The sequence below is a fragment of the Methylobacterium sp. C33D genome, assembly GCF_053345825.1.
Genome location: NZ_JBKFAV010000018.1, coordinates 1 through 15,372 on the forward strand (window position 1 = coordinate 1; position 15,372 = coordinate 15,372).

The window sequence follows — 15,372 nt, forward strand, 5'->3', positions numbered from 1 at the left end:
CCCGAGGCTCATCAGAGGCAAACAGAAGACCGCCCGGCAATCCCGCCGGCCAATCCCGCCGCTTGTCAGAAGATGGCTCAGCGCCCGGTCCACTTCCGCGGCCGGCGCCGATGAGCCGGGGTATAGAGCCCGCCGATTCCCACGTCAACACCCTTTTTGCCGGCCGGCGCGGCGGGACTGTCCGGAAGCTTGGCGTGGATGATCGCGGTCTCTACCGTCCCGGGGCTGGCGCTCGAGAGCGGCACGCCTCAATCTCGACACGCTGGGTCGTGAGATGAGACCGCCGGGCGCGGATGTCGCCTCCGGTATGGTCGAGCCCGGCCTCAGCGCCGCGGGTCCCGCGGGAATGCCCGTTCGCCATCGTCTTCTCAGGGCCTTCGAGTGAAGCGCGAGCGACTCAAGATCGGCGACGTGGCCGCCCTCCCCCCGGCTCAGGGGGTGCACGAGCCGCTCGACCATCTCGGCGCGACCGCGACCCAGATCGACCGGCGCGCTGTCAATCTCCGCTGGCTCTGCGCCAGCAGCCTCACCGGCCTGACCGGTGCCGGCCTGATCGCGGCGGCGCTTCACGTCTCCCTCCAGGGCGACGTCTCCTTCGCGGCCATTCCCGAGAAGGCGACGATCATGCCCCGCCCCCAGCCGAGCGAGAGCGGTGCCAACATCGCCCGCAAGGGCGACCGGCTGGTGCGCAACCTCATGATCGCCTCGGCCAAGCAGAGCTTCAAGGCGCCGGTCACGGTCCGCCTCGGCGACCGCGAGATCATCAAGGCCAAGGCCTTCGTGCGGCTGACCACGCCCCTGTCGATGACGACGGGCGTCTACGCCGCGGAGCCGCCGCGCTTCGACCCCATGAAGTTCGTCTCCGACGAACCGCTGGAGCGCGCGCCCGATGCGTCCGCCGACGCGCCGAGCGCCGAAGTCACCGTGGTCAAGCGGGATCTGGCCGACGCCGCCGTCGACGCCGGCGCGCCCGCCCTCACCGACGACGACGTCACCGCGCAGGTCGAGGAGGAGCGCCGCATCGCCGCCGAGGCGGGGCGCCGCGCCGCCATCCCGATCGCGCCGCAGATCATGCTGTCGCGGACGCTCCAGCAGGGTGCCGCCGGGGACGGCGACGGCGCGGCGCCGAAGGACGCGAACCCGTTCAAGTCCATCGAGGTGCTGGTCGTCCCCGAGAACGTCACCAAGGTTGCCAAGGTCGAGCTGAAGGCCAACGAGGCGCCCCTCGTGGAGGAGCGCGATCTCGCGCTGAAGCGCGGCGAGACCCTGGAGACCACGCTGAAGGCGACCGGTCTCGCGAGCGACGACGCCATCCGCGGCATCGTCGCCGCGCTCGGGGGCAAGACCCGCACGGCCGCCCTCAACGAGGGTCAGCCGCTGCGCGTCCAGGTCGCCCCCGGGCCCCGGCCCGGCGATCCCCGCCAGGTCACGCGCGTGGTGCTCTACGGCGAGAACGGCATCGAGGGCATCGCGGCCCTGAACGACCGCGGCGCCTTCGTCTCGGTGGCGCCCCCCGCCGAGGAGGCCCCCTCCCCCAAGGCGCAGCCCCAGGCAGAGGCCGGCGAGGACGAGGACGAGGATTCCGGCTCCGGGCCGCGCCTGTATCAGAGCCTCTACGAGACGGCCGCGCGGCACGACCTTCCGCGGGCCACCGTCGAGGACATCGTCCGCGTCTTCAGCTACGACCTCGACTTCCAGCGCCGCATCGGCAGCGGCGACGGGCTCGACGTCTTCTACAGCACCGACGACGAGGCCAGCGCCGATCGCCCGGACCTGCTCTACGCGGCGCTGACGCTCGGCGGCGAGACCCGCAAGGTCTACCGCTTCCAGTCCCCGGACGACGGCACGATCGACTACCTCGACGAGCAGGGCCGGTCGCTGAAGAAGTTCCTGCTGCGCAAGCCGATCGCCGACGGGATCATGCGCTCCGGCTTCGGCTACCGCCGCCACCCGGTTCTGGGCTACGCCAAGCTGCACACGGGCGTCGACTGGTCGAACCCGATCGGCACCCCGATCATGGCGGCCGGAAACGGCGTGGTGATCCGCGCGGAGATGACCTCGGGATACGGCAACCGGGTCGAACTCCAGCACGTCAACGGCTACGTGACGACCTACAACCACATGTCGCGGTTCGGCCGCGGCATCCGCGAGGGCGTCAAAGTCCGTCAGGGTCAGATCGTCGGCTATGTCGGCTCGACCGGCCTGTCGACCGGCGCGCACCTCCACTACGAGGTGATCATCAACGGCCACTTCGTCGACCCGATGAAGATCCGCGTCCCCCGTGGCCGGGAGCTCGACGGCCGCCTGCTCGCCGAGTTCAAGCGCCAGCGCGAGCAGATCGACGCCACCATGCAGAAGTCGAAGAGCGCCACCGCCCTCGCCCAGCGCGACGCTGCGGTTCGCTGAGAGCGCGCGCGGCCGCTCAGGCGAAGCCGAGCCGGGCGCGGACAGCCCCGGGTGTCTCGCCGGCCTGCCGGAGGTCGGCGAGGGATCGCGAGCCGCGCGACTTGGCCAGCTTCTCGCCCCCGGCGTCGAGCAGCAGCGGGTGGTGGCGGTAGCGCGGGACCGGAAGGCCGAGCAGGGCCTGCAGGAGCACGTGCAGGTCGGTGGCCGTCTCAAGGTCGCGGCCGCGCACCACGTGGGTGATTCCCTCCACCGCGTCGTCGTGGACCACGGCGAGATGGTAGCTCGTCGGCACGTCGCGCCGAGCGATCACGGCGTCCCCCCAGCGTGCCGGCGCGGCCGCGACCCGGCGCGCGCCGGCCTCGTCGAACGCGACGTAGCCGTGCGTCGGCCCCGCGCACCGCATCGCGGCCGCCATGGCGAGCCGCCAGGTGTGCGGGTCGCCGCGGGCGATCCGGTCCGCCGCCGCCGCCGGGTCCAGGCGGCGGCAGGTGCCGGGATAGAGCGGCACGCCGTCCGGATCGCGGGGGCTGTCGCCGCCGGACGCGACGCGCGCCCGGATCTGGCCGCGCGAGCAGAAGCACGGATAGGCGAGGCCGCGGTCGATCAGCCCGTCGAGGGCGACCCGGTAGGCCGCCATGTGCCGGGACTGGTGCCGCACCGGTTCGGGATAAGTCAGCCCGAGCCAAGCGAGGTCGGTGACGATGCCCTCGACGAACTCCGGTTTCGAGCGCGCGGGATCGATGTCCTCGATCCGCAGGCGGCACAGGCCGCCCATCCGGGCGGCGAGGTCCGCGTTGAGCAGCGCCGAGTAGGCGTGGCCGAGGTGCAGCCGCCCGTTCGGGCTCGGTGCGAAGCGCAGCACCGGTGCCCCGGCGGTCACGGGCCGGACCGCCGGATCAGCCGTCGCGGCGGTGCAGGCACTGCAGCGCGCCGGGCTGGCAGGCGATCCCGGGCAGCGAGCAGGCCGGCCCCTCGGCGAGGCGCTGGCAGACCTTGCACCCGTCGGTCCACTCGAGGCAGCCCGGGTCGTCGGCCGCCGAGACCGCCGGCGCCGCGTGCCGCGCGGGCGCGAGCGCGCCGATCAGCACGGTGGCGATCACGAGGAATGCGGTGCCCCAGGCGGCGAGCGCGCCGCTCGACGAGCGCTGTGCGGGCGACGGAGGGCTGGCTGTCGACATGGGGCTCCTGTTGGCGCGGGACCCGCCCGCGTGTCAACGCGCGCCCTCAGGCGGCCCGCGCGGACCGGCGCTCCAGGAGCGGCGGGAGCAGCTTCAGATTGAGCGGCTTGGCCAGGAACCCGTCGAAGCCGGCCGCCCGGGCGGCGGCCTCGTCGTCCCGGCCGGCATTCGCGGTCAGCGCCACGAGGTGGAGCCGGTGCGCGCCGCCCGCCTCGGCGGCCCGGATCCGACGGGCGGTCTCGTGCCCGTCGAGGCGGGGCATCCGCACGTCGATCAGCGCGAGATCGAAGGGACCGTCCGCCTCCAGCCGCGCGAGGGCCTCGACGCCGTCGACGGCATGGATCACCGTGGCGCCGAGCCGCTCCAGGGCCCGGGTCGCCAGCAGGGCGTTGATCGGATTGTCCTCGGCCAGCAGGATCCGCAGGCCGGGGCTGACGCGCGTCGGCGCCGCCGGTGGCGCAATCGCGGCCTCGACCGGGCCCGACGGCGCGAGCAGGCGCTCGAACAGGGAGCGCGGCCGGACCGGTTTGATCAGGTAGCCGTCGAAGCCCGCCGCGCCGGGGGACCCGAAGCCGCGCCTGTCGAACGGCGAGAGCAGCACGAGGCTGGTGCGGACGCCGCAGGCGCGGGCCGCGTCGGCGATCTGCCGCACCGCCGCGTCGCCCAGCGCCCGGTCGGCCAGCACCGCGTCGAAGGCCGCGCCCGACAGGGCGTCGAGGCCCGATTCCAGGCTGTCGACGATCACGGTGGCGGCCCCCGCCCGCGACAGGCTGCGGGCGAGGTACGGGGCCTGGAACGGCGAGTCGGCGACGATCAGGCAGCGCCGCGGAGAGAGCGTCGGCAGCGGCGCGCGCCCGCCGCCCGCGGCCCCGGCGACCTCGGCGAGCGGCAGCAGGACCCGGAAGGTCGAGCCCCGGCCGACGCGCGAATCCGCCTCGATCCGCCCGCCCATGCGGGTCACCAGCCGCCGCGTGATGGCGAGTCCCAGGCCGGTGCCCTCGTGGCTGCGGCTCGCGCTGCCGTCGCCCTGCTCGAACTCCTCGAACAGGATGGGCAGCCGCTCCTCCGGGATGCCGGGCCCGGTATCCGCCACGGCGAGCGCGACCTCGCCGCCGGTCCCGGCCCGCGCGAAGCTCAGGCTGACGCCGACGCCGCCGCGCTCGGTGAACTTGATGGCGTTGCCGGCGAGGTTGAGCAGGATCTGCCGCACCCGGTCGGCGTCGCCCAGGATCGCGGCCGGGAAGTCCTCGGCCACGTCGAGGGCGATCTCGATGCCCTTGTCCTGGGCGCGGGGCGCCAGCAGCTCGACGACCCCCTCGGAGAGGGCCGGCAGGTCGAAGGGCTCGACCGCGAGGTCGAGGCGGCCGGCCTCGATCCGCGAGAAGTCGAGGACCCCGTCGATCAGGCCGAGCAGCGCCTGACCGCTGGTGCGCACCGCCTCCACGTAGGTGCGCTGCTCGGGGTTCAATTCGGTCCCGAGCACGAGGTCGGCCATGCCCAGGATGCCGTTGAGCGGCGTCCGCATCTCGTGGCTCACCGTCGCCAGGAAGCGGGATTTCGCGACGCTCGCCGCCTCGGCGCGCTCCAGGGCCGCGTCGCGGCTGCGGATCGCCTCGACGCGCGCGGTCACGTCCCGGCCCGCGCGCAGCCAGTGCGTCGCGTCGCCGTGCGCCACCGGCATCTCCACGAAGGCGAACCAGCGCGCCCGCCCGTCCGCCGTCCGGACCTGCGCCTCCAGGCGGCGGACCCCGTCCGGCCCGATCTCCACGGCGTTCCGGTCGAGGATCTCGAGATCGTCCTGGGAGCCGATCAGCGCGATCGGCTCGCGGCCGAGCAGGCGGGCGAAATCCTCGTTGGCGTAGGTGATGCGCCCGCGGGCATCCCGCTGGACGATGATCTCGGTGGTGGCGGCGACCAGGGCGCGGTAGCGGTCCTCGCTCTCGCTGATCCGCCAGATGCGGTCCTGCAGCCGCTCGGCCTCGCGCTCGGCGCGCCGCGCTCCGAGCCGGCGCCAGAGGCCGAAGGCCAGTGCGGCCGCGGTCAGGAGCGCCAGGACAGGCGCCATCGTGTCGATCATTCCGGCCTCCCCGGCGTCGGGCCGGTTCGCCGCAGGATCGCAGCCGAAGCTGAAGGCGGCGTTGGGAAAGGCCCTTAACCGCCGGTTGCGAACTTCGCGGATTACTGGGCGGAGTCCGCGACGCGGCAGGGCTTAACGGAACCGTGCGGTGATCCGAAAAGCGGCTCGCGAGTTGCCTGCCAGGACGCAGGTCCGGACGGAGACGGCACATGCCCGGTGAGCACTACGACGTCATCATTGTCGGGTCCGGTCCCGGCGGCGGCACGGTGGCGTGGCGCCTCGCCCAGACGGGCAAGCGCATCCTCCTGATCGAGCGCGGCGACTACCTGCTGCGCGAGCCGCGGAACTGGGACAGTCAGGCGGTGATCGTCGACGGCTACTACCAGGCCAAGGAGACGTGGTACTCGTCCGACGGCAAGAGTTTCCACCCGGGCCTGCACTATTACGTCGGCGGGAACTCGAAGTTCTACGGCTCGGTCCTGTTCCGCCTCCGCGAGAAGGACTTCCTCGAGATCCGCCACCAGGACGGCGTCGCGCCGGCCTGGCCGGTCGGCTACGACGTCTTCGAGCCGTACTACCAAGCGGCCGAGGAGCTGTTTCACGTCCACGGCCTGCGCGGCGAGGACCCGACCGAGCCCTGGTCGAGCAGGCCCTACGCCCATCCGCCGGTGGCGCACGAGCCGCGTATCCAGGAGCTGTTCGACAACCTGAAGCGGGCGGGCCACCACCCGTTCCACCTGCCGGTGGGCGTGCGGCTGGTGGAGAAGGACGGCCGCGCCGTGCCGACCTCGCCCTGCATCAAGTGCGAATCGTTCGACGGATTCCCCTGCCCCACCAACGGCAAGTCCGACGCGCAGACCATGGTGGTGGATCCCGCCCTGCGCGACTGCCCGAACCTGACGCTGCTCACCCGCACCTACGTCGAGCGCCTCGTCACCGACGCCTCCGGCCGGACCGTCACGGGCGTCGTCGGGACCCGCGACGGCGCGCCGTTCGAGGCCTCGGCCGACCTCGTGGTGGTGGCCTGCGGCGCCCTCTCGTCGGCGCTGCTGCTGCTGCGCTCGGCCAGCGACCGGCACCCGAACGGCCTCGCCAACGGGTCGGACCAGGTCGGGCGCAACTACATGCGCCACAACAACTCGACGGTTCTGGCGATCTCGAAGGTCCCGAACCCGACCCGGTTCCAGAAGACGCTCGGCCTCAACGACTTCTACTTCGGCGATCCGGACCCCGAGGACGGCTGGGACTTCCCCCTCGGCCACATCCAGATGGTCGGCAAGTCGGACGGGGCTCAGATCCACGGCGAGGGGCTGCCGGGCTTCCTGCAATGGTTCCCCGACAAGCCCTTCGAATGGATCGCCAAGCACTCCGTCGACTTCTGGCTGACCTCCGAGGACGTGCCGCTGCCGCAGAACCGGATCTTCTACAGGGACGGCAAGGTCCATCTCGACCTCACCGAGACCAACGTCGAGGCGCACAAGCGGCTCCGGCACAAGCTGCGCGAGATCTGCAGCTTCACCGACATCCACCCGCACCTGTTCGACCGGTCGCTCTACCTCGGCAAGAACGTCCCGATCGGCGGGACGGCCCACCAGGCGGGGACCCTGCGGTTCGGCACGGATCCGAGGACGTCGGTGCTCGACCCGGACTGCAAGGCGCACGAGCTGGACAACCTCTACGTGACCGACGCCAGCTTCTTCCCGTCGATCGGCGCCGTGAACCCGACGCTGACGATCATCGCCAACGCCTTGCGGGTCGCGGACCATCTCGCGGCGCGGATGGGCGCCAAGGACTCGATCGCGCCGCCCCGGCTCTTCGACCACACCGAGCCGCGGGAGCCGCTGCCGGCCTGAGGAGCGGCGCGTCCCAGAGTGCCGGCGCCGGCGCGCCATCGTCCCCGCGCACCTCTGGGCGGTGCGCCGTGAGTTTGTCTCGACCCGCGCGGGCGTCCCGACCGACGCCGTCTGAGCGGGATCCTGGCCCATCGGCGCGCGGATCCCCGGGATGACGGGCACGCCGTCGCGTCTGCTATGTCGGGCGTCCGAATCCCCATCGAACGCGGCGCCCGTGGCCATTGACCATATCGATCTCAGCCGGATCGACCTGAATCTGCTGGTCGCGCTCGACGCGCTGCTCGACGAGCGCAGCGTCACGCGGGCCGCCGCGCGGGTCGGGATCGGCCAGTCGGCGATGAGCTCGAGCCTCGCCCGCCTGCGCCGCCTGTTCGACGACGAGCTCCTGACCCGGGCTCCCGACGGGATGCGGCCGACGCCACGCGCCCTGAAGATCGCCGAGCCGCTGCGCGCCACCCTCCGGCAGGTGCAGGCGCTGGTGCACCGGGAGGAGCGGTTCGACCCGGCCACCGTCGAGCGCACCTTCACGGTGAGCCTGCCCGACAGCGTCGAGGCGCTCCTCGGGCCGCGGCTGATCGCGCAGCTCCGGCGGGACGCGCCCGGCATCCGGCTGCTGCTGCGCTCGGTCGACCGGACCCGGATCCTGGACGAGCTCGACGCCGACCGGGTCGACCTCGCCATCGGCCTGTTCTCGGAGGGACAGCTCCACCACAAGCAGCGCCTCCTCTACCGGGACAGCTACGTGGTGCTGTTCAACGCCGCGCTGATCGGCCTGGAGCCGCCGATCGGGCTCGACGATTACCTGCGCTTCCCACACGTGCTGACGTCCCTGCGCGAGACCGCCCACGGGGTCGTCGACGACGCCCTCGCGCTGATCGGGCGCTCGCGCATCCTGGCGGTGACGACCCCGCGCTTCCTCGTGGTCCCGTTCATGGTCCGGGCGGCGCCGGTGATCGCGACGATGCACGCCCGGCTCGCCACCTCCTTCGCCAGCGCCCTGGCGCTCAGCGTCAGCCCGGTGCCGGTGCCCCTCGACGACGTGCCCGTGTCGATGCTGTGGCACGCCTCCTACGACCACGACCCGGCCCACCGCTGGCTGCGGGACCTCCTGGTCCGGCTGGCCCACGAGCCGCCGGCGCCGGGCATCATCTGAGCCCGGGGCTCAGAGGCAGGGATCGTCCGCGGCCTCCAGGCGGCCGCGCGCGATCGCCGCGCGGAACAGGGCGAAGTCGGCCGCATTGCGCTCCGCGTAGGCCGCGGCCCAGTCGGCGATCGCCACGCTCAGGTCGTGGTGCTTGCCGCTGCCGCAGTAGCCGGCGATCGCCGCCGCGTCGCCGGTCCGCGCGTGGGCACGCGCCAGCAGCGTCCCGTAGGCGTACGAGAAGGTCAGGAGCGGCGCTCCGGTCATCCGCGCCAGCGGGATCGCGCCCTTCAGGTTCTTCATCTGGCGGACGTAGAACGGACGGCCCGCGATGCTGGTCCAGCCGAGCAGCGGGTCGCCCACCGCCTGGAGCAGGCGCTGGCCGTAGATCACCCGCTCGCCCTCGTGCCCGGAGAACGGCGCCGGCACGCTCGGCAGGTACGGCGCGTGCGCCGGGCGGACCGCCTCCTTGACCTGGAGGAAGAGCGCGTCGGCGTCGGAATTGCCGAACAGCAGCGCGAGGTAGGCGCGGGTCCCGACGCTGCCGACGCCGACGACCCGGTGGGCGACGTCGACCACGTGGTAGCGGTCGAGCATGAAGCGCCGCTCCCGCGGCAGGGTCTCGGCGTAGTGCTCCAGGCCGGTGACGACGCCCTCGCGGGTCGCCGCGTCCACGGGCGTCAGGATCGGCGGATCGGTCTGCAACTGCCAGGTCCCGTCGGTGCGCCGCTCGGCCACCTGGTCGAGGAGGCTGCGGTTATTCCGCCGCCGGGCCTTGTCGACCGCCCGCCGCACCACGGCCCGGGCCTCCGCGTCCATGTGCAGCCCGGCGATGTGCGGGCCGTCGGCGCGCGTGGTCTGGTACCAGACGTCGAGGGAGCCCTGCGGCGCGAGGCGGCGCATCGTGTGCTGGTAGCCGGAGACCGCCTCCATGACGGCCGCGCGCCGCTCGGCGGCCGGCACGCCTGCGTCGTCGGTGGCGACCGCCAGCCCGGCCGCGAGGCGCTTGAGGTCCCATTCCCACGGGCCGATCGTGACCTCGTCGAAATCGTTGAGGTCGAGGACGATGTCCCGCTGCGGCGTGCCGAACAGGCCGAAATTGTCGGTGTGCGCGTCGCCGTTCATCACGACGTCGACGCCGCTGCGCGGCCCGCGCGACAGGTCCCAGGCCATGACGTGCGCGGCGCCGCGCAGGAACGCGAAGGGCGAGCTCGCCATCCGGGCGACCCGGAGCGGGATCAGGTGCGGCTGGCGGCCTTCGTGGGCGGCCTCGATCAGGGCGACCGGGTCGGGCCGGTCGGGATCGTGGGCCAGCGTCGCCTGGGCCGCGTGGGGCACCTCGGCGCGCAGCCGCTTGCCGGCCTTGCGGCGCTTGTCCCAGGCCTCGACGCCCGCGCGGAGGTCGATCCGCGGGAACTCCGCGACCGGCGCCAGCACCGAGTCCACGCCGGGGGCGTCGGCCGCCCGGTCCTCGGGCGGCGCCGTCTTGTCGGTCTCGATGCGATCCATCGCTGTCCCATCGCGGAAGGCGGGGTGGTCCCGTCCGCACGTTAGCATCCGGCCGGCTCTGTGACGTCGCGGGCCCGGCCGGCCCTTGACCACTCTACAGGGGGGCCCTCTAACGAACCGAATATTCGGGGGGTGTTCCTCCGTCTCGTGTCGTTCACGGCCTCGCGATCAAAGTGCCGGGAGCGACCTGGACGGCCGGGGGACACCGTTGCTTCAGCGAGACGTCGCATGCCCAAGGGTTCAGATCTCCTCGTCGCCGCTCTCGAGAACGAGGGTGTCGACCGCATCTTCGGAATTCCCGGGGAGGAGAATCTCGACGTCGTTGAATCCCTGCGGAACTCCAAGATCGAGCTGGTCCTGACCCGCCACGAGCAGGCGGCGAGCTTCATGGCCGCAACCCACGGCCGCCTCACCGGCCGGCCGGGCGTCTGCCTCTCGACGCTGGGCCCGGGCGCCCTGAACTTCTCCACCGGCGCGGCCTACGCGCATCTCGGCGCGATGCCGATGATCATCATCACCGGCCAGAAGGGCATCCTGTCCTCCCGGCAGGCGAAGTTCCAGATCGTCGACGTGATCAGCTCCATGAAGCCGATCACCAAGATGGCCCGGCAGATCGTCTCGGCCTCCTCGATCCCCACCATCGTGCGCGACGCTTTCCGGGTCGCCACAGAGGAGCGGCCCGGCCCGGTGCTGCTGGAACTGCCGGAGGACATCGCCGCCGAGGAAGCCGAGGCCGACCTCGTGCCCTCGCACCCGATCGACATCCCGGTCGCCCACCCGGCCGCGATCGACCGCGCCGCCGCCATGATCCTGGGGGCCAAGCGCCCGCTGGTCATGCTGGGCGCCGCCGCGAGCCGGCCCCGCGCCACGGGCGAGCTCGGCGGCTTCGTGCAGCGCACCGGCATCCCGTTCTTCACCACCCAGATGGGCAAGGGCACGGTGGCGGGCGGGACCGACCTCTACATGGGGACCGCGGCGCTCTCGGAGCGCGACTACGTCCACGAGGCGATCGACAAGGCCGACCTGATCATCGCCATCGGCCACGACACGATCGAGAAGCCGCCCTTCTTCATGGGTCAGGCCGACCAGAAGGTGCTGCACATCAGCTACATGCCGGCCAACGTCGAGCAGGTCTACTACCCCGACGCCGAGGTGGTCGGCGATCTCGGCCCGACGCTCAAGCTCCTGGCCGACAAGCTCGACGGCAAGCTCCCGAACGCCGGCGCGCTGCTGCACCTGCGCGAGCACATCCTCAGCCATATCGGCGACCGGGCCGGCGAGGACCGCTTCCCGGTGACGCCGCAGCGCCTCGTGCGCGACGTGCGCCGGGTGATCCCGGAGGACGGGATCGTCTGCCTCGACAACGGCATGTACAAGATCTGGTTCGCCCGGAACTACCGCACCTACGTCGCCAACACGCTGCTCCTCGACAACGCGCTGGCCACGATGGGCGCCGGCCTGCCCTCGGCCATGATGGCGGCGATGCTCTACCCGAAGCGGCGCGTCATGGCCGTGTGCGGCGACGGCGGCTTCATGATGAACAGCCAGGAGATGGAGACCGCCGTCCGGCTGAAGCTCAACCTCGTGGTGCTGGTGCTCGACGACTCGGCCTACGGGATGATCCGCTGGAAGCAGGCGGTCGACAAGTTCGCCGATTACGGCATGACCTTCAGCAACCCGGACTTCGTGCTCTACGCCAAGTCGTACGGGGCGACCGGCCACCGGGTCGAGTCGGTCAACGACCTCGTGCCTACCCTGGACCGCGCCTTCGCGGCGGGCGGGGTGCACCTCGTGGCGGTGCCGATCGACTACTCGGAGAACACCCGCGTGCTGGTCGACGAGCTGCGCGCCAAGGTGAAGGATTTCGAGCCGGCCGAGTGATCTCGGCCCCGCAGACGAATCGGCACGACAACAGGGCAGCGCGATGAACCCGTTCACCTTCCAGACCACGCCGAACGTGCTGTTCGAGGCCGGCGCCGCGAAGAAGCTGCCGGAGATTGTCGGCAGCTTCGGCGCCAAGCGCGTCCTGCTGGTCACCGACAAGGGCGTGCGCAGCGCCGGCCTCACCAGATCCGCCGAGGCGGCTCTGGCCGCCGCGGGCGTCACCCTCGACGTCTACGAGGACGTGGTCGCCGACCCGCCCTCGACGGTGATCGAGGCGGCGGCCAAGCGCGCTCGCGAGCTCGGGACCGACCTCGTCCTGTCGATCGGCGGCGGCTCGGCGCTCGATACCGCCAAGCTCGTGGCCTACCTCGCCAAGTCCGACGAGCCGCTCGACGCGATCTACGGCGTCGGCCTCGCCAAGGGCGACCGCCTGCCGCTGATCCTGGTGCCGACCACCGCCGGCACCGGCTCGGAGGTGACGCCGATCTCGATCGTCACGACGCCGACCACCGAGAAGAAGGGCGTAGTCGCCCCGAAGCTCCTGCCCGACTGGGCGGTGCTCGACCCGGAGCTGACGCTGGGGCTCCCGTCCCACGTGACGGCCGCCACCGGCATCGACGCCATGGTCCACGCCATCGAGGCCTTCACCAGCAAGAACAAGAAGAACCCGATCTCCGACCAGCTCGCCAAGCAGGCGCTGGCGCTGCTCTCGGCCAACATCCGCACCGCCTGCACGGACGGGACGAATCTCGAGGCGCGCTCCGGCATGCTGCTCGGCTCGATGCTGGCCGGCATGGCCTTCGCCAACGCGCCGGTGGCGGCGGTGCACGCCCTGGCCTACCCGGTCGGCGCGATCTTCCACGTGCCGCACGGGCTCTCGAACGCGCTCGTGCTGATGGGGGTGATGCGCTTCAACCTCTCGCACGCGGAAGGGCTCTACGCGGAGCTCGCGCCGATCCTCGACCCCGCGGCCGCGGACCTGCCGCAGCCCGAGGCCGCCAAGCGCTTCGTCGAGAGCCTCGACGCGATCTGCCGCGACTGCAAGGTCCCGGCCTCGCTCGCCGAGGTCGGCGTCGCCCGGCAGGACCTGGAGCGCATGGCCTCCGACGCGATGAAGCAGACGCGGCTCCTCGTGAACAACCCGCGCGAGGTCACCTACGACGACGCCTTCGCGATCTACGCCGAGGCGCTGGGCGAGGCGCGGCCGGCGGCGTGAACACCAGCCGCCGGCTCCGTCATCGCGAGCGCAGCGCAGCGACCCAGGGCGGCGCGCCCTCGCCGAGCATGGCGCTGCTGGATCGCTCCGCTTCGCTCGCGAAGACGGCGGGTTCGAAGTCTTCAGCCCGGGGGCTGTGAAGAGGAACGCCAGCATGGACCAGTTCGACGCGTTCCGGGCGATGAGCGAGTTCTGGACCCGGGCCGGCGCGGGCTTCCTCACCCCGGGCGCCGGGCAGGCCGCGCCCGGCTTCGGCTGGCCGACCTTTCCGACGGCCGACCTCGCCGGCATGGCCGCCGCGCAGGCCAAGCTCGCGGAGGCCTGGACCGCCGCCACCGCCCTCTCGCAGACGCTGACGCGGTCGCTCCAGGGCGGCCCCGGCGCGCCGGACCCGACCGCCGGCGCGGTGCTGGCCCGGATCCTCGATCCGCAGGCCTGGCTCGGCGGCTCGGCCGAGTTCGACGCGGCGCTGACCCGCATGGCGGAGGGGCCGCAGCTCGCCGACCTGTGGCAGACCGAGCGGCGCTACGCCGCGCTGTTCACCGCCTGGGCCACGCTCCGGCGGGCGCAGAGCGAGCATCAGGCCGTGATGCTCGACGCCTGGACCCGCGCCGCCGGGACCTTCGCCCAGGAGGCCAACGCCCGCGCCGAGCGCGGCGAGAGCTTCGCCTCGGCCCGCGCGATGATGACGAGCTGGATCGAGACCGCCAACGCGGTCCTGCTGGAGGTCCAGCGCTCTGACAAATTCCTGGCCTCGCAGCGCGCGGTGCTCCGGGCCTCGACCGATCTCCGCCTCGCCCAGCAGGACGTCGCGGCCTTCCTGTCGGAGTTCTACGGCCAGCCGACCCGGGCCGAGCTCGACGACGTCCACAAGAGCCTGACCGAGCTTCGCCGCGAGGTCCGGGCGCTCCGCCGCGAGCGCCGCGCGGCCCGGGCGAAGGCGGAGGGCGCCCGCGCCGCGGAGGAAGCCCATGGCTGACCAGGAGAGTCCCAGAACACCGGCCGCGCCGCTCGCCCTCACCCCGGCGGAGATCCTGGCCGAGGTCGGCACGCTCGGCCAGCGCATCAGCGCCGGCGCCAAGCTGTTCGCGGAGGTGAGCGACGCGGACGTCGAGATCGCCACCACGCCGAAGGATCTGGTCTGGAGCCAGGACAAGGTCCGCCTCTACCGCTACCGGCCGCTCGCCGAGAGCAAGGGCCTGCCGCCGGTGCTGATCGTCTACGGGCTGATCGGCCGCTACACGATGGCCGACCTGCAGGAGGACCGCTCGCTGGTCCGCAACCTGCTGAATCTCGGCCTCGACCTCTACGTGGTCGACTGGGGCAATCCGGGCCGGGCCGACCGCTACGTCACCATCGACGACTACGTGGACGGCTACCTCGCCGAGTGCGTCGCCTTCATCCAGGAGGCGGCCGGGCGCGAGAAGGTCAGCCTGCTCGGCATCTGCGAGGGCGGCGTCTTCACCACCTGCTACGCGGCGCTCTACCCCGAGACCGTCAACGCGATGGTGCTGACCATCACGCCGATCGACTTTCACGCCGACACCCGGGAGAACCGGGCCGGCCACGGCTTCATCAATGTCTGGACGCGCTCGCTCACGCCGGAGGATGTCGACCGCCTGATCGACGCGCAGGGCTCGCTGCCCGGCGCCTTCATGGGCTCGGTGTTCTCGATGATGACGCCGATGCGCACCATGACGAAGTACAACCTCGACCTGCTCGACGCCCTCGACGACAAGAAGAAGTTCCTGAACTTCCTCCGCATGGAGAAGTGGATCGCCGACCGGCCGGACCATCCCGGCGAGGCCGCCAAGCAGTGGTTGAAGGACCTCTACCAGGACAACAAGCTGGTCGAGAGCGCCTTCGAGCTCGGCGGCCGGCGGGTCGACCTGAAGGCCATCACCTGCCCGGTGCTGAACGTCTTCGCGCAGGACGATCACATCATCCCGCCGGCCACCTCGCAGGCGCTGAAGGACAGGATCGGCACCACCGACTACACCGAGATGGGCCTGCCCGGCGGCCACGTGGGCGTGTTCGTCGGCGGCAAGGCACAGAAGCTGCTGGGCTCCGGCATCGCCGACTGGCTCGGCAAGCGGGGATAGCGTGCA

Annotated in this window: 11 protein-coding genes; 7 read left to right on the forward strand and 4 right to left on the reverse strand. The window is 72.1% G+C overall.

Annotated elements, in window-relative coordinates; genetic code table 11:
* The first annotated feature begins 381 nt into the window (after positions 1–381).
* Positions 382–2,406, forward strand: a complete 2,025-nt coding sequence (locus ACLBXO_RS15795; RefSeq protein WP_331318290.1) for a M23 family metallopeptidase — start codon at positions 382–384, stop codon at positions 2,404–2,406.
* A 16-nt stretch (positions 2,407–2,422) separates the two neighbouring features.
* On the opposite strand, the gene gluQRS is transcribed toward ACLBXO_RS15795, so the two are convergent.
* Genes gluQRS through ACLBXO_RS15810 form a run of 3 tightly spaced genes read right to left on the reverse strand, consistent with a single transcriptional unit; the run spans position 2,423 to position 5,661 of the window.
* Positions 2,423–3,286, reverse strand: a complete 864-nt coding sequence (gene gluQRS / locus ACLBXO_RS15800; protein ID WP_447685928.1) for a tRNA glutamyl-Q(34) synthetase GluQRS — start codon at positions 3,284–3,286, stop codon at positions 2,423–2,425.
* A 16-nt stretch (positions 3,287–3,302) separates the two neighbouring features.
* Entirely contained in the window at positions 3,303–3,584 is a 282-nt protein-coding gene (locus ACLBXO_RS15805) for a hypothetical protein (protein WP_447685929.1), read from the reverse strand.
* A 46-nt stretch (positions 3,585–3,630) separates the two neighbouring features.
* On the reverse strand, positions 3,631–5,661 hold the full coding sequence (locus ACLBXO_RS15810) for an ATP-binding protein (protein WP_447685930.1): 2,031 nt from the start codon (positions 5,659–5,661) through the stop codon (positions 3,631–3,633).
* A gap of 209 nt (positions 5,662–5,870) precedes the next feature.
* Here ACLBXO_RS15810 and ACLBXO_RS15815 point away from each other — a divergent pair, with 209 nt between their 5' ends.
* Together ACLBXO_RS15815 and ACLBXO_RS15820 are read left to right on the forward strand one after the other, a co-directional pair.
* Positions 5,871–7,514 (forward strand): GMC oxidoreductase, encoded by a 1,644-nt coding sequence (locus ACLBXO_RS15815; RefSeq protein ID WP_447685931.1) that lies wholly within the window; start codon positions 5,871–5,873, stop codon positions 7,512–7,514.
* A gap of 214 nt (positions 7,515–7,728) precedes the next feature.
* Positions 7,729–8,667 (forward strand): LysR family transcriptional regulator, encoded by a 939-nt coding sequence (locus ACLBXO_RS15820; protein ID WP_331318285.1) that lies wholly within the window; start codon positions 7,729–7,731, stop codon positions 8,665–8,667.
* 9 nt (positions 8,668–8,676) lie between these two features.
* On the opposite strand, the gene ACLBXO_RS15825 is transcribed toward ACLBXO_RS15820, so the two are convergent.
* Positions 8,677–10,164, reverse strand: a complete 1,488-nt coding sequence (locus ACLBXO_RS15825) for a DUF2252 domain-containing protein (RefSeq protein WP_447685932.1) — start codon at positions 10,162–10,164, stop codon at positions 8,677–8,679.
* Positions 10,165–10,392: 228 nt separating this feature from the next.
* Between ACLBXO_RS15825 and ACLBXO_RS15830 the strand changes: the two genes are divergently transcribed.
* The 4 genes from ACLBXO_RS15830 (at position 10,393) to phaC (ending at position 15,366) form a co-directional block, all read left to right on the forward strand.
* Positions 10,393–12,045: an acetolactate synthase large subunit gene (locus ACLBXO_RS15830; protein WP_331318283.1), complete on the forward strand. Its 1,653-nt coding sequence runs from the start codon at positions 10,393–10,395 to the stop codon at positions 12,043–12,045.
* A gap of 43 nt (positions 12,046–12,088) precedes the next feature.
* Positions 12,089–13,264 carry an iron-containing alcohol dehydrogenase gene (locus ACLBXO_RS15835; protein WP_447685933.1) on the forward strand — a complete coding sequence of 392 codons (1,176 nt, stop codon included), beginning with the start codon at positions 12,089–12,091 and terminating at the stop codon, positions 13,262–13,264.
* Positions 13,265–13,418: 154 nt separating this feature from the next.
* The gene (locus tag ACLBXO_RS15840) at positions 13,419–14,243 is read left to right on the forward strand and encodes a poly(R)-hydroxyalkanoic acid synthase subunit PhaE (RefSeq protein ID WP_447685934.1); all 825 of its coding nucleotides are present in this window, start codon (positions 13,419–13,421) and stop codon (positions 14,241–14,243) included.
* Positions 14,236–15,366: a class III poly(R)-hydroxyalkanoic acid synthase subunit PhaC gene (gene phaC / locus ACLBXO_RS15845; protein ID WP_331318279.1), complete on the forward strand. Its 1,131-nt coding sequence runs from the start codon at positions 14,236–14,238 to the stop codon at positions 15,364–15,366. The genes ACLBXO_RS15840 and phaC overlap by 8 nt, the downstream gene beginning before the upstream one ends.
* Positions 15,367–15,372: the final 6 nt, after the last annotated feature.